This is a genomic window from Corynebacterium liangguodongii, assembly GCF_003070865.1.
GTDB classification, from domain to species: Bacteria; Actinomycetota; Actinomycetes; order Mycobacteriales; family Mycobacteriaceae; genus Corynebacterium; species Corynebacterium liangguodongii.
In genome coordinates this window covers 2,159,809-2,177,161 of the sequence record NZ_CP026948.1, presented here as the reverse complement: position 1 = coordinate 2,177,161, position 17,353 = coordinate 2,159,809, and the positions used below count along the sequence as shown (strand labels likewise).

The 17,353-nt window shown below is 67.9% G+C and carries 17 protein-coding genes; 8 read left to right on the top strand and 9 right to left on the bottom strand.

The features are described 5' to 3' along the window. Positions 1 to 2: 2 nt before the first annotated feature. Positions 3 to 1,091, top strand: coding sequence for a glycosyltransferase family 4 protein (locus C3E79_RS10395; protein WP_108404839.1), 1,089 nt, complete (start codon positions 3 to 5; stop codon positions 1,089 to 1,091). Between the two features lie 53 nt (positions 1,092 to 1,144). Here C3E79_RS10395 and C3E79_RS10390 read toward each other — a convergent pair whose 3' ends face one another. From C3E79_RS10390 to C3E79_RS11710, 4 genes are all read right to left on the bottom strand, one after another. Continuing rightward, the gene (locus C3E79_RS10390; protein ID WP_108404838.1) at positions 1,145 to 1,378 is read right to left on the bottom strand and encodes a three-helix bundle dimerization domain-containing protein; all 234 of its coding nucleotides are present in this window, start codon (positions 1,376 to 1,378) and stop codon (positions 1,145 to 1,147) included. A gap of 52 nt (positions 1,379 to 1,430) precedes the next feature. Next, a complete protein-coding gene (locus tag C3E79_RS10385) occupies positions 1,431 to 1,679 on the bottom strand; it encodes a hypothetical protein (RefSeq protein WP_108404837.1) in 249 nt (82 codons plus the stop codon). A gap of 246 nt (positions 1,680 to 1,925) precedes the next feature. Continuing rightward, entirely contained in the window at positions 1,926 to 3,311 is a 1,386-nt protein-coding gene (locus C3E79_RS10380) for an MmpA family trehalose lipid delivery protein (RefSeq protein ID WP_179948284.1), read from the bottom strand. Further along, positions 3,298 to 4,023: a porin PorA family protein gene (locus C3E79_RS11710; RefSeq protein WP_146183410.1), complete on the bottom strand. Its 726-nt coding sequence runs from the start codon at positions 4,021 to 4,023 to the stop codon at positions 3,298 to 3,300. Before C3E79_RS11710 ends, C3E79_RS10380 begins: the two co-directional genes overlap by 14 nt. Here C3E79_RS11710 and C3E79_RS10370 point away from each other — a divergent pair, their 5' ends adjacent. Further along, entirely contained in the window at positions 4,024 to 5,055 is a 1,032-nt protein-coding gene (locus C3E79_RS10370; protein WP_235840687.1) for an acyltransferase family protein, read from the top strand. It begins immediately after the preceding gene. Here the strand turns inward: C3E79_RS10370 and C3E79_RS10365 are convergent. Both C3E79_RS10365 and C3E79_RS10360 read right to left on the bottom strand, forming a co-directional pair. Next, positions 5,033 to 8,017: an alpha-(1->3)-arabinofuranosyltransferase domain-containing protein gene (locus tag C3E79_RS10365; RefSeq protein WP_108404836.1), complete on the bottom strand. Its 2,985-nt coding sequence runs from the start codon at positions 8,015 to 8,017 to the stop codon at positions 5,033 to 5,035. The genes C3E79_RS10370 and C3E79_RS10365 overlap by 23 nt on opposite strands. 8 nt (positions 8,018 to 8,025) lie before the next feature. Continuing rightward, on the bottom strand, positions 8,026 to 8,232 hold the full coding sequence (locus C3E79_RS10360) for a DUF2613 domain-containing protein (protein ID WP_108404835.1): 207 nt from the start codon (positions 8,230 to 8,232) through the stop codon (positions 8,026 to 8,028). 58 nt (positions 8,233 to 8,290) lie between these two features. On the opposite strand from C3E79_RS10360, the gene C3E79_RS10355 reads away from it, so the two are divergent. Then, complete coding sequence (locus C3E79_RS10355) at positions 8,291 to 9,463, top strand: glycoside hydrolase family 3 N-terminal domain-containing protein (RefSeq protein WP_235840675.1); 1,173 nt, start codon at positions 8,291 to 8,293, stop codon at positions 9,461 to 9,463. A 45-nt stretch (positions 9,464 to 9,508) separates the two neighbouring features. Beyond that, positions 9,509 to 11,188 carry a VanW family protein gene (locus C3E79_RS10350; protein ID WP_235840686.1) on the top strand — a complete coding sequence of 560 codons (1,680 nt, stop codon included), beginning with the start codon at positions 9,509 to 9,511 and terminating at the stop codon, positions 11,186 to 11,188. Here the strand turns inward: C3E79_RS10350 and C3E79_RS10345 are convergent. Both C3E79_RS10345 and C3E79_RS10335 read right to left on the bottom strand, forming a co-directional pair. Beyond that, positions 11,185 to 12,447 (bottom strand): YibE/F family protein, encoded by a 1,263-nt coding sequence (locus C3E79_RS10345; RefSeq protein ID WP_235840674.1) that lies wholly within the window; start codon positions 12,445 to 12,447, stop codon positions 11,185 to 11,187. The two genes, C3E79_RS10350 and C3E79_RS10345, sit on opposite strands and share 4 nt — an antisense overlap. A gap of 142 nt (positions 12,448 to 12,589) precedes the next feature. Continuing rightward, positions 12,590 to 13,414, bottom strand: coding sequence for an esterase/lipase family protein (locus tag C3E79_RS10335; protein ID WP_108404833.1), 825 nt, complete (start codon positions 13,412 to 13,414; stop codon positions 12,590 to 12,592). Between the two features lie 348 nt (positions 13,415 to 13,762). Between C3E79_RS10335 and C3E79_RS10330 the strand changes: the two genes are divergently transcribed. After that, positions 13,763 to 14,956, top strand: coding sequence for a tyrosine-type recombinase/integrase (locus C3E79_RS10330; RefSeq protein ID WP_108404832.1), 1,194 nt, complete (start codon positions 13,763 to 13,765; stop codon positions 14,954 to 14,956). A gap of 185 nt (positions 14,957 to 15,141) precedes the next feature. Here the strand turns inward: C3E79_RS10330 and C3E79_RS10325 are convergent, their stop codons facing one another. After that, complete coding sequence (locus C3E79_RS10325; protein ID WP_158268505.1) at positions 15,142 to 15,543, bottom strand: helix-turn-helix transcriptional regulator; 402 nt, start codon at positions 15,541 to 15,543, stop codon at positions 15,142 to 15,144. Between the two features lie 266 nt (positions 15,544 to 15,809). Here C3E79_RS10325 and C3E79_RS10320 point away from each other — a divergent pair, with 266 nt between their 5' ends. The 3 genes from C3E79_RS10320 to C3E79_RS10310 all read left to right on the top strand — a co-directional run bounded on the left by C3E79_RS10320 (position 15,810) and on the right by C3E79_RS10310 (position 17,348). Continuing rightward, positions 15,810 to 16,025, top strand: a complete 216-nt coding sequence (locus C3E79_RS10320; protein WP_108404830.1) for a hypothetical protein — start codon at positions 15,810 to 15,812, stop codon at positions 16,023 to 16,025. Positions 16,026 to 16,043: 18 nt separating this feature from the next. Continuing rightward, the gene (locus tag C3E79_RS10315; protein ID WP_108404829.1) at positions 16,044 to 16,241 is read left to right on the top strand and encodes an excisionase family DNA-binding protein; all 198 of its coding nucleotides are present in this window, start codon (positions 16,044 to 16,046) and stop codon (positions 16,239 to 16,241) included. A gap of 96 nt (positions 16,242 to 16,337) precedes the next feature. Then, positions 16,338 to 17,348, top strand: coding sequence for a YqaJ viral recombinase family nuclease (locus C3E79_RS10310; RefSeq protein WP_158268504.1), 1,011 nt, complete (start codon positions 16,338 to 16,340; stop codon positions 17,346 to 17,348). Positions 17,349 to 17,353 lie beyond the last annotated feature (5 nt).

Here is a 17,353-nt window from a genome sequence, read left to right as displayed (position 1 = left end):
CTATGAAGATACTGCTGCTGTGCTGGCGCGACATGACCCACCCGCAAGGCGGCGGTTCCGAGCGCTACCTCGAGCGCGTGGGCGAATACCTCGCCGCCAGGGGCCACGACGTTGTGCTGCGCACCTCCTTGCACACCGACGCACCAAAGCGCAGCAGCAAAAACGGGGTGCGCATCGAGCGCGCCGGGGGCAAGTACGGGGTCTATCTCGCCGCGCCGTTTTCGGTCTGGCGCCACCGCCCCGATGTCATCGTGGATACCCAAAACGGCATCCCGTTTTTCGCCCGGCTCTACTCGCGCGCGCCCGTGGTGCTGCTCACCCATCACTGCCACCTGCCGCAGTGGCCCGTGGCCGGCCCGGTGATCGGCAGGCTGGGCAGGTTCTTGGAGTCCCGGGTCGCGCCAAGGGTCTATCGCGGGGCGCGCTACATCACGGTCTCCGATGCCTCCCGGCGGGACCTCGTGGGCCTCGGCGTGCGGGAGGAGGGTATTGAGGTGGTGCACAACGGGGTTGACCCCGTGCCGGCGCGCACCCCGATTCTGGCCGAGGACGGGCGCGTGCACCTGGTGACCTTGTCGCGGCTCGTGCCCCACAAGCGCATCGAGCAGGCGATCGATGCCGTGCGCGGGCTCGACGGCGTCGTGCTCGACGTGATTGGCTCCGGGTGGTGGGAAGACGAGCTGCGCGCGTACGCCGCGGGCCTCGGCGACACGGTGGTCTTCCACGGGCACGTCAACGACGACTACAAGCACGCCGTTCTCGCCCGCGCCGCGGTCCACCTCATGCCGAGCGTGAAGGAGGGCTGGGGGATCGCGGTCATTGAGGCCGCGCAGCACGGTGTGCCCACGATCGGCTACCTCAGCGCCGGGGGGCTGCGCGATTCCATCATCGACGGGGAGACGGGCCTGCTCGTGGGCGGCGAGGCGGACTTCCGCGCGGCCATTGTGCGTCTGCTTGACGACGCCCCCTTGCGCGCCCGCCTCGGCCGCGGCGCCGCCGAATGGGCGGGGCGCTTCTCCTGGGAGGCCACCGGTCGGCGCTTCGAGGAAATCCTGGCGGGCGTCGCGCGGTCGGCGGGGGAGCGCAGGTGAACACCCCAGCGGATCTCCGCTGGGGTGTGGTATTCGGTGAGCCGGGGCTGGTGTTAGGTTGCGCCCTCGAGATCACTCGTGCGCAGGCGCTCCTTCATCTCCGCCTCGACGAGGACCGGGACGAAGTCTTCGACGACGGCCTTGGTCTTGTGCTCGGTCTTGACGGTGTCGAAGGTCTCCTGGATTGCCTCGGCCGGGTAGGTGTTGCCCCACTCGGTGACGAGGTCTTCGCGGATGTTGCGCAGGGCGCGCTCGCGGATGATGCTGAAGTCGATGTTGTTGTTCATGGTCTTTCTCCTTAAACGGTGTGGGTTGTGAGGTTGTGTGTGATGTGGGGCGCTAGCCGCGCATCTGGGTGAAGACGGAGGCTGCGATGAACGCGCCGAAGGTGTCGATGAGCCCTGCCTTGGAGGCCTTGCGCTCCGGCTGGTCTGCCTGTCGAGCCTCGGTCGAGGCGAACGCAGCAGATGGGGCGGAGACGGTGGCCCGGTTGTGCTCGGTGGCAGTCGCGCCTTGTGCTTCAGCGGCGTGATCGGCCTGATCTGCGAGGCGGGCGGGGGTGATCTTCTCCAAGAGTGCCGTGGTCATATATGCTCTTCCTTTCCGCTCTGAGCGGCTACACCTGACGTGTAACCTTTTGTTCAACTGCCGTTAACTTTAAGTGCCGGTCTAGGCGGTGTCAATGCACCTTACGGTTGGAGCGTCCCATTAATGGGAAATGTCCAACTAAAGCGATTAAAAGCGCTGGTAGAAGGCGTGCAGGGTGTCCGTAACCTGGAAATGTGATCTGTGTCACGCCGCGTTTTTACGCCTGAAAACCGGCGCTACTCGGAGTTAATCTTTCGTTAACTTAAGGCGGCTGGCGAGGGGAGCGACGCACCACAGCGCGAGCAAAGCAAGGCCCACAGGCTCCGGCCCGCGGGCGGGCGCCCCGGTTACAACCACGCGCCCGTCGGGGTAGACCACGACACCGATGCCAAGGTCAGCGAGGTAGTCGAGGTCCCCGGGCCGCGCCTGCGCGGCCTGCCAGCGGGGGGAGGGGGCGTCGACGACGCGGGCGTCGATACGCAGCTCGCCCGACTCGACGACGTTGAACGCCTTCGTCGCGGGATCGACCACAGGCACGCCGTCGGCGCGGGAGAGCAGGCCGGGCCTATCGACGAACAGCACGTCGCGGCCGCGATCGTCGATGGCGGGAAGCTCCACGCGCGCGGGGCGCAACTGGCTTACCGCGGCCGGCGCGTCGGGCACCTGGAGCAGCGCACACGCGCAGGCCACGGCGGCGACGCGCGGGCGCAGCGCCCCGGCGGCCGAGACGAATGCGGGGATGGCAAGAATGAGCCACTTCTGCCCGTCGCGCAGCAGCCCCGCGCCGGGCAGCCACCCGATCACGAGCCCGACGAGCCCCAGCCAGGACGCCACGGCGAGGGCGAACCCAACCACCGCCAGCACGCGCAGGCGCGGCGACACGGCGCGCCACCCGCCCGCAAGGACGATAGCCAGGACCACCCCGAACACGGCGAACCCGGCACCGCGCGAGGCCGGGCTGGCCTCCGCATTCCATATCCCACCAAGCCCGGCCATGGCGCCGAGGGTGCCCACCCATCTCTCAGCGCGCGGGGCGAAGGCCGTGCTCGAGGCCGGAGAGGCCGTCCCCGTCCCGGTAGCGAGAAAGCCCGCTATTACCCACGGGGCGCAGCACAGCGCGCAGGCCAGCGCCTGGCCCCGCGTGCGCGCGAGCGCTAGGGCGGCAAGCGCCCCGGTCGGGGTGAGCGAGGCAACCCATGAGCCGACGATGGGGCCGATCCCACGCGCCGCGAGGGCGATAAACGGCACAAGCCACGCCGCGGCGGCTAGCGACCACTGGCCTTGGAGCAGGCGCTCAACGACAAAGGGGTTCCACACCGCGACCGTCATCGCGGCGGCGCGGCCGAAGGTTGAGGTCCCGGCACGAAAACCCGCGTAGGCGGCCGCACACGCGGAGCCGATGACGATGGCGCGGGCCGCGAGCACGGGCCACGGCACCAGCGCCAACACGGCGTCTTGCGGCACGTTGCGCGCGGGCAAATCCCCGAAACCCAACGCCGCATGGGTCAGCGCCATCTCGGGCACCACCACCATGTCGCGTAGTGCGAACGCCTCCCCGGGGACCATGAACGGCCAGGTCAGGGCGATGACCAGCGCGGCGGCGTAGGCCCCCAACGCGCTAGCGGCGCGCAACCGCCACCGCCAGGTAGACCAGCGCCAGCAGGGCGATCCACCGCGTCACCCACGCCAAGACCTGCAGGCCGCGCAGCACCCGGAGCTCGACCACGCTCCGCTGCCGGGCCTCGGCTCTTGAGGCCTCCGAGAGTCGAAACAGGCCCGTGGCCGGGCCCCGCGCCACCGACCACGTCTCGTCTAAGACCTCGCCGGTGGCCACCTGGACGTCGATAATCCGCTCGGCGGAATAGCCCTCGGTGGCCACCTCGGCGCGGTATTGATAGGTATCGAGGCCGCCGACGTTGCCCGGGCCGACGTAGTCCAACGCGACGGGGTGATCCGAGGTCTCCGGCGCGAAGGGGTCGGTATACGGGTAGGACAGCCGCTCCGGGCGGTAGGGAAAGAGGTAAGTCAGCCCGCTCCTGCCGGCGGCCGGCAGCGCTGAGGACGCAGTGGCGGGGTAGCTATCCACGGTCACCCCGCCGTCGAGGCCGCCAAGCTCGGTGCGCCCCGTGATGGTGACCTGGTCGTCCCCCTCACTCGTGCCCACAGTGACCGTGGTGGAAAGGGGGGTGGGCCCATCGAACACGCGGGTGTGTTCTTCGCCGGGGTGGAGCGTGCGCTGCTGGGCGATGACGACGGGGGAGATGAGGTTGAGCGCCGCGCACGTGGCCACCACCACAGCGCAGCGCACCAACGCCCGCTTCAGCCCTACCCCTACACTGTCCATATCGCTACCACTCTACTTCCCGAACTCGCTGGCCTGCGCGCGGTTGCCGCCCTCGGCATCCTCACCACTCATGTCGCCTTCCAAACGGCGACGTATCACCCGGTGCTCGAGCGGCTCGACTACTTCGTCGCGGTCTTCTACGCGCTCTCTGCCTTCCTGTTGGCGCGCGGCGGGTTGCGCCCGGGCTACTACCGGCGCCGCCTCGCCCGCCTCGCCCCGGCCTACCTCGTGTGCGTCGCCGTCGTGCTGGCGAGCCTGCCCGAGCTTGCCGGGATCTCGTGGTCCCAGGCGTTGGCCCAGGTTTTCCTGGTCCAGATCTACGTGCCCGACGGCCTCGTCGCCGGGCTGACCCAGATGTGGTCGCTGTGCGTCGAGGTCGCTTTCTACCTCGTCTTACCGCTCTATCTTCGCTTATCGACGCCCCTGCGGACCCTCGCCCTCGCACTATCCATCCCGGCCTCTCTCGCCTGGCCCTGGCTCGTCGCGGGCGTTGATGCGGTCAACCTGCAGATCTGGCCGCCGTCCTACGTGTTGTGGTGCGCCGTTGGACTCATCCTCGCTGAGCTCGAGCGCCTCGGCATACGCTACCGCGGCCCGCGCTGGCCGGTCGCGGCCCTGGGGCTGCCGGTGGCCTGGATCGCAGGGGTCCTCGGCCCGGAGGGGCTGGCGCACCCCTCCCCGGCGCAGTTCAACGCGCGCATCATCCTCGGCGCGGCCTTCGCGGCGCTCATTGTGGCACCCTTCGCGCTCGGCCCGCGCTCGCGCGGTGTGCTTGCCTCCCCCGTGGCGGTGGCGCTGGGGAGGTGGTCGTATTCCCTCTTCCTCTGGCACGTGTGGGTGCTCGCACTAGTGTTTCCCGTCCTCGGGGTGCCGGTGTTCGGCGGGCACTTCGCGCTCGTGTGGGCCGCGACCGTTGCGGGCAGCGTGGCGCTCGCCTACGTCTCCTACGAGCTCGTGGAGGTACCGGGCGCGCGGCTCGTGCGGGGGTGGCGGCACGGCCGCTTCCCCCTCAACTCGGACACCCCGAACTAGGTCCGGGTTTACGGTGAGCACCCGCATTCTTAGGCATCCGGGTTTGGGGTGAAGGGCACGCCAGCGCCGCTACCGCGAGGCAACCCGCGAAGGTCACCAGCACGCTAAAACCGGCGTACCCCGCCGCCGGCCACGGCGAGCGCGCCAGCCACAGCCCCATGAACGCAGCGGCGCCGGCGCTTAAAGCGCAGGCGGGGATGAGGGTGTAGCGCCTCACCACCCAGCACAGCGCCACCGCCGCCGCGCCGGGGGCGAGGCCGACGCACAGTGCCGCGAGCAGCGGGGATAAGGGCGTTGAGCCTGTAGACGGCGCCCAGTACTCGGTGCGGCGCCACGGAACCCAGAGGCAGGCGGCGACCGTGAGCAGGGAGATCACGGAGCCGAGTAAGAGGCTCCAGCGGTAGGCGGCCTCGCCGGCGAAGTGCATCTCGAAGCGGCCGGTGACCCCGGGTGGGACGCTAAAGGCCTGCGCGCCTGCGTCGATACGCAATGAGGCGAGCTCCACCCCGCCGACGCTCGCGCGCAGCCCCTCGTTGAACGCGCGGGCGGTGAGGATGAGCCGCTCGCCCTCGCCCGGGCCCACCTCGCCGTCGAAGGCTTCCCACGCCGCGGTGAGGGGTTTGGCGCGAGAGATGGTGATGGTCTCGGCATCGGTGAGCACCTCGTGGGGCCCTGCGGCCAGATGCACCCGGCCGGATGCTGGCTCGCCGTCGATGGTGGCCGGTGCGCTCAACTCCCACTCGCCGTCGGAGGCGGTGGTGAAGCGGCGCTGCACCACATCGGTTGCGGGGAATAAGCGCTGGAAGAAGTAGGTATCGGCCGTCCCCGGCACCTCGACGACGCGGCGCACGCCGGTGCCTAGCTCCGCGATGCCGACGCGCTGCGTGAGCTCGACGCGCACGTGGTCGCCGCCCGCCCGCACCGTGCGGGGCTCGCCTCCGACGAGGGAGATCTCGCGGGCACCGTCTCCCGTGGCCACGCGCACCACGGTGTCGTCGGTGGCGGTGATGGTGATCGACCCGCCGGAGACCGTCGAGGAGAGCCACGCGGTGTCGTCTCCCGGGGCGGGCCACCACGCGGTGTCCTCAAGGCCGTCGAACGCCGCGGTGAGAGAGGTCGAGGGCTTCGCCCCGCCGAAGGCGGTGGCATCGGCGGCAGAGCTGGAGGCCGCGGCCTCGCCGCCGGTCATGGACACGCCGACCCGGGAGCCGGCGGAGGGGTAGTCCGGCACGCGGTTGTGCACGTCGCTACCCTCCGCGGGAGAGGCGAGCTGCGCCGAGAGGGGGGAGTCCAGCGTGCCGTAATTGCGTACCGCGGCGGCAGGGGTATCGGTGATGATCTGGGCCCCGGAGTCGACCAGGCGCGCCGGGAAATAACCGTAGCGCTCCCACAGCAACGGCAGCACCTCTCCGCCGCCGTCGACGGCGACGGGCTCCGAGGCGGTGATCATCATGTCTCGAGCCGGGTCGCGCAGGAAGATCTCGACGTCGCCGAAGCGGGCGGTGGGCTCGCCGAGGTCGGGCACCTCGGGCCCCGCGGCGAGGTCACGCCGCACGACGACGGCGCCGACGCCGATGGAGCGCAACGCCTCCCAATCCACGGCGCTGACCTGCCCGTCGAGGCCGCGGATCGCCTCCGGATCGACCAACGGGATGGCGTCGCGCGCCGCGAACCGGGAGGCGGACACGGCCTGGATCGGCTCATCGCGGGTCCACCCCCACGTCTGCCGGGCAAAGGAGGATTCCGGCACGACGAGGGTGCGGGTGCCCGAGGCGTGTTCGTCAAGCCACGCACCCGCGGCGACCCAGTCGGGGGAGATCTCGGTCCACGTGCCTTCGGGAAGCAGCCGCAGAGACCAGGCGGGGGCGAGCGCCACCGCGCTCACGAGCGCGACGCCCACCACGGCGGGCCGGCGGAGGCGGGATGCGCACCAGCCGACGCCTAAGACGAGGGGCAGGCGCACGAGGGGGTCGAACTTGTGGAGGTTGCGGAAGGCGGCCAAGGGGGCGTCGTATAACGGCGCGAGAGCGTGCGCCGTGCCCAGCAGCGCGAAGCCGAGGCAGAAAAGGGTGACCACGTACCCGCGCCACGGCATGTCTCTGCGCGCCAGACCCGCGAGGCCGAGCGCGGCGAGTACCGCGGTGGCCAGCACGAAGACCGGTTCGGAGACCAAGAGGAAACCGGCGGTGCGCTCGGTGTCAACAAACGGTGCCCAGCTCGTCGTGCCCCGCAGAATTTCCGCCGGGTTGAGCCAGTTCGTGGTCACGAACGCGGACTCGATGAAATCCGTAAACGGCGGGGAGTATCGCCCGAGGACGACGAGCGGGCCGATCCACCAGGCGCTGACGAGGAGGCAGCCGAGGAAAAACACACCGGCCTGCGCGGGGCGGCGCCGCCACAGCAGCAGGATAAACGCCGGCACGCAGGCGGCGATGGTGGCCGCGGCGTTGACCGCGCCCATGAGTGCCACGGGGATGAGCGCGGGGGCGAGCTGCGGGCGCCGGCCCACAAGCGGCACGAGCGTCCACGGCACGAGAGCGACGGGCCATGCCTCGGAGGAAATGGCGGTGAGCGTGGTGAGGATGCGCGGGGAGAGTGCGTAGAGCACGGCGGGCAGCAGCCCCGGGATGCCCATGCGGCGCGCGAGCGTGAGCGTGCCGGAGAACGCCAGCCCGAGCAGCAGGGCCCACCACACACGCTGGAGCACCCAGTCGGGCAGGGGGAGGAGGAAGAACGGGCCCTGGGGAAAGAGGTAGCCGTAGGCCTGGTTTTGCAGCTGGCCGAGGGTGAACTGGTCCGTCCACGCGTGGGTGGCCCCGGCGATAAACCGCCCCGGATCCACGGTGAGGTTGAGCTTCGTGTCCGCGGCGACGCGCCCCGGGGGCTGCGCGAAGGCTAAAGCGGTAAGCAGCACCCAGCCGATCGCATGCGCGGCGAGCGGGTGCCTGATCAGGCCGCTCATGGCGGCGGCTAGCTGCGCGAGCCGTACTCCGGGCCGCCGAGAACGGCCTGGTCGGCGGTGACAGCGTTGCCGGCCGGCACGGTGGATTGCCCCGAGAACGCGGCGATGCCGATCACACCGACGATGCCGAGGACGATGCCCACGACGGCGCTAGCCAGAAGCGGGGTAGCGGGGCCGCGCTCGAGGGCGTCAGGGAGCGTGAAGGCGTGGGACATGGGCCAGATTTTAGCAGGATGGTCAGCGCAGGGGCAGTGCCGCGGTATTGTAGGCACGGTGTTTGGCAAGAATGCGCGCCCCGCGGTGGCGGCTGGCCTGCTCGTCTGCCCGCTCGCCGCGGTCGGGTGCGCCGGGGTTGCGGAGGGCCCGGAGGTGGCCACATCTACCCTCACCGTGACGCGGACGCACACCACCACGGCTCCGCCGCCCGTGCCGCCCGCGCCCTCGGCGGCGGACCGGGTGCCCGAGGACCTGCGTCAGAAGGTTGCCTCACTGATGGTGGTGGGGGTGTCCAACTACGATCAGGCCCGCTTCGCGCTCGATCAGGGGGTCGGCGGGCTGATCATCCCGTCGTGGGCGGACCCGGCGTTGCTCACGGAGGAAGGCCGCAATATCAACGCGCTGCGCGCCGAGTATGGGCGCCCCTTTAGCGTCGCGGTCGACTTCGAGGGCGGCCGGGTGCAGCGCCATACCCAGGTCTTTGGGGAGTGGATGCCGCCGCGCGGTCTGGCCCACCAGCCCGATGGCGTGATCCGGGGCACGGGCTACGATATCGGGCGTTCGCTGCGCGCCCACGGGGTCAACGTGGACTACGCCCCCCTCCTCGACCTCGATGTCGCCTCTCTCGACATCGTGGGCGATCGCTCCTTCGGTACCGACCCGGGCGAGGTGGCGCGGGTGGCGGGCCTGTTCGCGCAGGGGCTTGTCGACGCCGGGGTCACCCCCACCTTCAAGCACTTTCCCGGCCACGGCCGCGCCTCCGGGGATACCCACCTCGCGCTCGCCGTCACGCCCGTGCTTGCCGATCTCGAGGCGCTCGACATGCTGCCCTATGCCACAGTGCTGCGGCGCCACCCAGGAGCGTCGGTGATGATGGGCCACGTCATCGTTCCCGGCCTCGGCGGCGGAGACGTGCCGAGCTCACTCAACCCGGAGGCCTACCGCATCCTGCGTGAGGGAGACTACCCCGGCGGCGTGCCTTTCGACGGGGTGATTGTCACCGACGACCTCTCCGGCATGCGCGGGATCACGGACTATCGCCCCACCCCGGATGCGGTGCGAGACGCGATCGCCTCCGGCGCAGACCAGGCACTGTGGTCCTCGGGCGCGGACATCCCGCTAATCATCGACGGGGTGACGGCCGCAGTGCTCGCCGGTGCCATCCCGGCCGAGCGTATCGACGCCGCGGCGGAGCGCACCCAGCGCCAACTCATCGCCGTAGGCTTGTAGCCGTGCGTATCGCTGCCCTCGACTACTCTTTACGGGGTGACTACGGTGAATGAACCTCAAGGTCGTGCCGGCGGGCGCGTGGGCAAGATCCTGCTCGGGGTCATCGTCGGCCTGTTCGCGATCCTGACAGCGATCTACCTCGCCGACCTCGCCTTCAACCGGGGTGACGTGCCCCGCGGCACCGCCGTCGGCGGCGTGGACATCGGCGGGATGAGCCGCGAGGAGGCCGCCCGCGCGCTCGAGGGCGAGCTCGGCGGCCGGGCGGAGAGGCCGGTGGAGGTCCGCGCGGCGTCGGAACGCGCCACGCTTGTGCCCGCCCAGGCCGGGCTCGGCATCGACTGGGACGCCACGGTGGCCAGCGCAGGCGAGGAATCGCTCAACCCGATTCAGCGCCTCGCCGGGCTGTTTCGCACCCGCGAGGTCGACATCGTCTCCACCGTCGATCAGGCGCGGCTCGCCCCGGAGGTCGAGCGCGTCGCCGGCGAGCTGCACCGCGACCCGGCGGATGGCACCATCGCCGTGGAGGCGGGGGAGCCCAAGGTGACCGACCCCGTGCCGGGCCAGGAGGTCGACCGGGCGGTGCTCGCCGAGGAGCTCTCCTCCGGCTGGCTCAACCCGCAGGGCGTGGAGGTCACGCCGAGCGAGCTCCAGCCCGCGATCAACGCCGAGGTGGTGGGGGCCGCGCTCGACGGGCCGGTCAAGGCCGCGCTGTCGGGCCCGCTGAAGATGGAGGGCAAGGACAACGTCACGGCCGTGATTGATAAAAACCAGCTCGGCGAGGTCGTCTCCTTCCCCAACGTCGACGGCAAGATCGCCCCCGAGGTCAACGTTGATCGGGCCCAAGAGATCTTCGCCGAGCAGCTCGCGCCGACGGTGACGGAGGGCAAAAACGCCCGCGTCCTGCCCGGCGGCGGAGTAGAGCCCAGCGTCGACGGGGTCGTGGTGGACTGGGAGAAGTCCATGGGCGGCTTCACCGACCGCGTGCTCGGGTCGAAGGAGCGCGCGTGGGCCGCCGAGTACAAAAACGAGCCGGCAACCTTTACCACCGAACAAGCGCAGAAGGCGACGTTTGACGAGGTCGTCGGGTCGTTTACCACCGGCGGCTTCTCCTCCGCCTCCGGTACGAACATCAGGCTGGTGGCCAACACGGTCAACGGGGCCATCGTCAACCCGGGCGAGACCTTCTCGCTCAACGGCTACACCGGCCCGCGCGGCACCGCGCAGGGGTACGTCGAGTCCGGCATCATCCTTGACGGGCACTCGGACACCGCGGTCGGCGGCGGCATCTCCCAGTTTGCGACGACCCTGTACAACGCCGCCTACTTCGCCGGGATGACAGACGTCGCGCACACCCCGCACTCCTACTACATCTCCCGCTACCCGGCCGGGAGGGAGGCCACCGTCTACGAGGGCGCGATCGACCTGCAGTTCCGCAACGATTCGCCCCACCCTGTCAAGATCGTGACAAACGCCGGTGGATCCGAGCTCACGGTGAGCCTCATGGGGGTGAAGACGGTCAACGTCGAATCCGTCAACGGCGGGCGCTGGGCGCAGACCTCGCCGCGGCCGATGACCGTGAGCGGCTCCAACTGCGCCCCCTCCGGCGGGGCGCCTGGGTTTACCACCTCGGATACCCGCATCATCACGGACCTCTCCGGCCGGGAGCTCTCCCGGGAGACCCAAACAACGGTCTACGACCCGCAGCCCATCGTGCGCTGCGGCTAGCTCCCCGCGCGGCCCCGGGACACCGTCCCCGCCGCAATCAGTGTTGTGATCGGCACCGCGAGCACAAGCGCCATCGCGCCGATTGCCGAGCGCAGCAACTCGGTGGCCACCACGTCCGAGGACAACACCTGCGTCAGCGGACGGTTGGTCACGCTCAACAGCACCGACAGCGGCAGCGCCGTGCCCAGGTAAGCGAGTACCAGGGTGTAGACCATCGAGGCAATGTGGTCTCGACCCACGCGCATCGCGGAGGCAATCACGGATGCGGGGGAGGCGCCGGGTGAGGCGTCGTAAAGCTCGCGCACGGTGGATGCTTGGGCGATGGTGACGTCGTTAAGCACGCCCAGCGTGCCGACGATAAAACCGGCCATGAGCAGACCCGTCACCGAGACCTGCGACAGGTATAGATGGATGAGCAGGTTGTCCTCGTTGCCCAGCCCGCGCAGCTGGGCGGAGGAGACCGCAAAGTTGCCGAGTGCCGCCGAGAGCGCCATCGTCACCAGCGTGCCGGCCAGCGCGGAGGCGGATTTCCAGCTCACACCGTGGACGAGGAAGACCACCGGGAACAAGACCGCCGCGCCCGCGGTGAGCGCCGTCGCGGTCGGGGCCTCGCCGCGCAGCAGGGCCGGGATGAGGAAGGCGAAGACAACCAGCAGCGTCACGCCCAGCCCGAGGAGGCCGAGCGCGCCGCGCCGCGCACCGACGGCCACGATGAGAAGCACGGTGGCGCCGATCCAGAGCCAGATCACCGAGCTGCGATCCATGTCGAGGAAGGTATATGTGGTGCCCGCCTCGTCGGTGGTCATCGCCAGCGAAATCCCCTCGCCCTCCTCGAGCACCACATCGCCGGCCATGCCCGAGCTAGAGAGCAGCGTCCGCTTGCCGACGTCCGGACCCGAGGCCAACTCAACAATCGCGAGCTCACAGGTCGGATCGTGCGCGATGGTGCCAAGGGGAACCGGCTTGGCAGGTGCAGGCCGCGGCTCGCCGTCGAAGACCTTGCCCACATCCGGGGACGCACAGCTGCCCGTGCGGCGCTCAACGACCGTGCCTCCTACCGCGTTCGCCGCCATCGACTGCGATTGGGCGAACCCGGGCTCCGGCTGCGGCGCCGGGCCGGTGGGCCACAGCGCGACCAGCGCCGCCAGCGTGGCCACCGCCGCGGCCGCCAGCGCGACCGCGAGGAGCGTGCGCGGAATGTTCCGGGGTTGTTTGGCGGCGGATTCTTGCGTGGTTGGAGTCGTCGAGTGTTTGCCCACGGGCTAAGGGTACCCTTAGAGGGGTTGGTCGCACCATCGGGTGGGGGTGGCTGGGATGTCACATTTTCGGGGTTGTTTGGTATGGCCACCTGGGGAAACGCGCCCCGAAAACCGTTCGATGTGACATTCAGACCAGCCCCGGTCAGTGAGTTGATTCCCGCTCCAGTCCCCACAACGTCAACTGCGCGACGTAGGGGTCGCCCGGCATCCGCGCGTGGGAGACCCGGGCGGCCCCGGGGTACTTCTCGGCGAGGTTGATGTTGACGACGTCGGCACCCGCGTCGGTCGGCAGCATGGAGGCGGAGTTCGGGGTGACCACGTGGTCGGCGGGGGAGTAGATGGTGGTGTAGACCACGCCTGGGTCGACGACGGGGAGGTCCGCCACGGTCTCCCAGAACGGCGAGCCCGCGATCTGTTGGAGAGCGCCGGGGCCGGCGACGCGGGAGGCTAGCGACGGGAGGCGCTCGGCAAGCGGGAGGATCTTTTCGGCGCGTCCTCGCAGGTCGGTGCCGTGGAAGTTGGCTCCGATGCCGACGACCCGGCGGATGTTGGCGCCTCCGCCGCGCGCGATGTAGATCCTGGTGAGCAGCCCTCCTTGGGAGTGGGCGACGATGTCGACGTGCGGCGCACCGGTGGCGTCTTTGACGTGATCGATGTTGGTGGACAGTTCGTCGACAAGCGAATCGAGCTCCCCGAACCCGTTGATGCCGGGGATCCTGCCGGCGATGCTGGCGATGTCCGTGGCGCCGTAGTTGTAGCCCCAGGTCCAGTAGCCGTGCTGGCGCAGCAGGCGGGCGTTCGGGTTGAAGCCGGCGAGCGCGCTGGCGGCGCCGTGGACGTAGAGCACGGGCGTGGGGTGGCGGGGCGTGAACGAGGCATCGTTGTAGGGCGAGGCCGGGCGGCCTTTCACGCCGAGGTAGGCGCCGGTGGCGATCATCGCGAGCAGGGCGGCTGCATCAAACCTCATACGCTCAGAGTGTACCCGCAGCTAAAATAGACCGAGCTGTCTGTTGCGCGCATGCTTAACGACGACTGGACACCCGCAACCCTCGATAACCCCCACGGCTCGACGCACGAGTACGCGCAGCGGCCCCCTCGGCGGAGGTGAAAAAATGGAGCCGGCGACGAGAATCGAACTCGCACTCTCAGCTTGGGAAGCTGACTTTCTGGGCTACAATGGGATCCATCGAACCGCGTTTATGCAGGTCGCGGATTACCGCTAAATGTTACCCATGGGAAGCAAAAGGAACCGAAAGGAACCGGCGGTGCATGACCTTCTGCATGACCTGCATGACCACCAACGAGAAGGGACCCCATGGCCACTGTCGGCGACATCTACTACAAGAAATCCACCAAACGCTGGGCTTTCATGGTCAACGCCGGAGTTGACTCCACCGGCAAACCACAGCGGCGCGAAATCACCTCAACACGCAAAGACACAATCGCAAAAAAGCGCCAGCAGATCCTCCGCGACCTCGCCACAGGAACCTACATCCCAGGCACAACCCCCACCCTCGCGGCCTGGTGGGACCACTGGTGCGAGACCATCGCCTCCCAGCGGGTACGGCCCCGCGTCCTCGCCAACTACCGCTCCTACGGACGCTGCCACATCACCCCCACGATCGGCGGCAAGAAACTCGACGCACTTACCGTCGACCACATCCGGGCCCTGCACGCCGCCATGCGCGAAAACGGTGCTAGCAGCCGCACAGTGGAGGCCGTCCACAACACCCTCCACAAAGCCCTCGCAGACGCCGTGAGGGAGGGCAAGATCGCCTACAACGTGTGCGACCGCATGGACAGGCCGCGGGTCGTCTCGAGGCAACGGGAGGCGCTCTCTGCCGCCGAGGTGAAGGCATTGCTCACAACCATCGACGGGGAGCCACCCATGTGGCGCGCCAGGTGGCTCATGGCACTACAGCTCGGCGCGAGACAGGCGGAGTGCCTGGGCCTGGAATGGTCGCGCATCGTCCTCACACCGGGGGAGGAAGCAGTGGACATTTCGTGGCAGTTGCAACGCGTCCCGTGGCGACATGGCAGGGAGTGTGGGTGTGACGGCACGAGAAGTGCGGCTCGGTGCCCGAAGCGCGAGCCGGATGTGCGGGAGGACTTCGAGCTACGCCCCTGCTACCTGGGGATGTGGTTCCAGCGCCCGAAAACATCGGCGTCAATCCGACTTACGCCTATGACGCCTGCGCTGGCGCAGGCAATGCGGGCATGGAGGGAAGAATCAACAGGGGAGGGGCTAGTGTTCGCCGATAGTCGCGGCAGGCCGTTTACGTCGCGGGCTGATACAGAGGCGTGGCGCGAACTCTGCTCGAGGGCCGGGGTGAGTGTCGTTGATCTGCACTCTGCTCGTCACACGATGGTGACGGGGTTGCTTGAGGCTGGGGTGGACCCGGAGATCATTAGGCAGCTGGTGGGGCACTCGACGTTGGTGTCGACGCGGCATTATCTGCATGTTTCGCAGGATGCGGCGCGTGCTGCTCTTGATGTGTGGGGATCGTGAGTGTGGAGGTGATGGTGGTGTGGCCGTTGATGATGTGTGCGATGGCCACAGTCCATTTAGCACCGGTTTTCGATTGTGTGGGCGTGTTGCCGTAGGCGAGCCAGGCTTCTTTGGCTTCTTTGGCTTGTTTTGCTGTGAGGTGTGCGCCGGGGATGGTGAGTCCTGCTTGTGGGATGATTAGCAGGTCATGGGTGCTTGTGTTGATGGTTGAGGTGTTTGAACTCATTGATGGCTCTTTCGATGATGTCTTGTTGTTCGAGGGTTAGACTAGTGACGTCAACGACTCGAACACTATCAAACATCGAACGATAGTTCGATAGATCGGGCCATTCTTGCGGAGCAACACGCCCAGCACGCAGCACACTCAACGGATCCACACCAAGCACAGACGCCAACTTGATGGCGATGTCCCCATCGAGCGTGATCGGCTCCGCCCGATCATCCCGCCAACCCTTCTCGACGCGCACGACCCAGATCCGTGACCTGCCTAGTGCGCTCGCGAGCTGATCTTGCGTCATGCCGAGTTTCTTGCGGGCGTCACGCACGAGATTGGCCAACTGGTGATTGGGGGATGTGGCGTATTCCATGCGCGTGATGTTACCCCCAGAAACCGCCGTTGACCAGCGGAAATAAACCACACGTGTGTAATTTATGTAGCCCGAAGTGGCCCACATAACTAGCGGTGGAACACGCCTCTCGCGCACGAACATTGCCCCAAATGTTGCCCTATGTAACCCATGTGGGGTACACTGGAAATCACCGGAAACGAGCGGAACCGAGAGGAACCGAACGGAACCGAGAGACCTACCAGCCACCCGGGCGGCTGCCACCGCCCCCTGCCGAAAGGAACACCATGCAAGCCACACCCCACGACTACGCCACCAGCCTCTGCCGCACCATCAGCGCACTCAACGCCTGCCACGCCGCTAACTGGGCCGCAGGAATCCGCGACTGCCAAAACCAAATCACCACCATCGAAGACATGATGCGCCGCGACGGAATCACACTCGACAGTGACCTTCACGACCTGGCCTACAGCGGCGACATCAGCCAGTTCGCCAGCGCCTAAAAAGAAAGGGATGACACGATGGGCAACCTCGACTACATCACGACCTCCGAGTTCGCCCGGCGCATCAGCTCGAGCGAGAAATACGTCACCAACAACATCAAGGCCGGACGCATCGCAGCCGTCAAACTAGGCCGTGCGTGGCGCATCCGCGAAGACCAGGTCGACGCCTTCATGGAGACCATCGCACTCGAAAACGAACTCCAAGCCACCGCATAAAAAGCGGGTGGCCGCGTGACGCTGGGTCTGCCAACCCAAAAAGCGCGACACAACGACCACCCAATGCACAAGCCCTACCAACCAGGAAGGAACAGCATGCCGCACCACCCTAACACGGTCACAGTGCTGCCGAAAACCACTGACCGCGGCGCATGGATCGGGCAACGGCGCCACGGTCTCGGCTCCTCCGACGCCTCTATCATCATGGGCTTATCCCCCTGGGAATCCCCCTACAGCCTGTGGGAGCAGAAAACCGGCCGTGCCGCCCTCGACCCACCCGTTGACCACGACACCGAGGAACTCCGCGAGTGGGGAAACCGGCTCGAACCAGTCATCCGCGACGCCACCGCCGAAGAACTCGGCGTGACGATCATCAAGCCGGACGAAGCCTGGGCCAACCGGGAGCGCCCCTGGCAACGCGCCAACCTCGACGGGCTCATCCCCGACACGTCGACGTTCTGCGAGTTCAAGAACTCCACCGCCTGGAACGCCGACAAATGGAAGGGCCAAATCCCTGACCACGCCGAAATCCAAGTCCACCACATCGGACTCGTCACCGGCTGGCGTGATGCGATCGTCGCCGGACTTATCGGCGGCAACCATCTCTCCATTCACCGCATCACCCTGAACCAGAACATCCTCGAAATGATGCAGACAGCGGAGGACGAGTTCTGGCGTCACGTCGAGGACGACACTCCCCCCGACGTCGACTGGCACGAACGCACCCGCGACGCCCTCTTCACCGAATGGCGACAGACCCGCACCACCGGCAGCCAGGAAGTCGACCCCGACGAAGCACGGAAGTGGGTGGAGCAGGCCCGCGAAGCCAAGGAAGCCGAGGACGCCGCGAAGCGACGCCGCGCCGAAGCCATGAACCATCTCCTCAAGATGATGGGCGGGCATGAGCAGATCGCCACCGGCGACACCGTGTGGGCCAGAGTCCGCCACGGACAACTCGACAAGCGACGCTTCCAGGACGACCACCCCGACCTGTGGGAGCAGGCACAAACCATGAAACCAGCGGTCGACACAGCCTGGCTGAAAGAGCATCACCCAGACCTGTTCCGCGACTACCAGCACATCACCATCACCATCCCCACCACGTAAGGAGA

What these genes read in the sequence shown, in the direction of transcription:
- C3E79_RS10395 (WP_108404839.1), top strand. Translation starts at nt 3, where the DNA reads ATGAAGATACTGCTGCTGTGCTGGCGCGACATGACCCACCCGCAAGGC.
- C3E79_RS10390 (WP_108404838.1), bottom strand. Translation starts at nt 1,378, where the DNA reads ATGAACAACAACATCGACTTCAGCATCATCCGCGAGCGCGCCCTGCGC.
- C3E79_RS10385 (WP_108404837.1), bottom strand. Translation starts at nt 1,679, where the DNA reads ATGACCACGGCACTCTTGGAGAAGATCACCCCCGCCCGCCTCGCAGAT.
- C3E79_RS11710 (WP_146183410.1), bottom strand. Translation starts at nt 4,023, where the DNA reads ATGGACAGTGTAGGGGTAGGGCTGAAGCGGGCGTTGGTGCGCTGCGCT.
- C3E79_RS10365 (WP_108404836.1), bottom strand. Translation starts at nt 8,017, where the DNA reads ATGAGCGGCCTGATCAGGCACCCGCTCGCCGCGCATGCGATCGGCTGG.
- C3E79_RS10360 (WP_108404835.1), bottom strand. Translation starts at nt 8,232, where the DNA reads ATGTCCCACGCCTTCACGCTCCCTGACGCCCTCGAGCGCGGCCCCGCT.
- C3E79_RS10335 (WP_108404833.1), bottom strand. Translation starts at nt 13,414, where the DNA reads ATGAGGTTTGATGCAGCCGCCCTGCTCGCGATGATCGCCACCGGCGCC.
- C3E79_RS10330 (WP_108404832.1), top strand. Translation starts at nt 13,763, where the DNA reads ATGGCCACTGTCGGCGACATCTACTACAAGAAATCCACCAAACGCTGG.
- C3E79_RS10325 (WP_158268505.1), bottom strand. Translation starts at nt 15,543, where the DNA reads ATGGAATACGCCACATCCCCCAATCACCAGTTGGCCAATCTCGTGCGT.
- C3E79_RS10320 (WP_108404830.1), top strand. Translation starts at nt 15,810, where the DNA reads ATGCAAGCCACACCCCACGACTACGCCACCAGCCTCTGCCGCACCATC.
- C3E79_RS10315 (WP_108404829.1), top strand. Translation starts at nt 16,044, where the DNA reads ATGGGCAACCTCGACTACATCACGACCTCCGAGTTCGCCCGGCGCATC.
- C3E79_RS10310 (WP_158268504.1), top strand. Translation starts at nt 16,338, where the DNA reads ATGCCGCACCACCCTAACACGGTCACAGTGCTGCCGAAAACCACTGAC.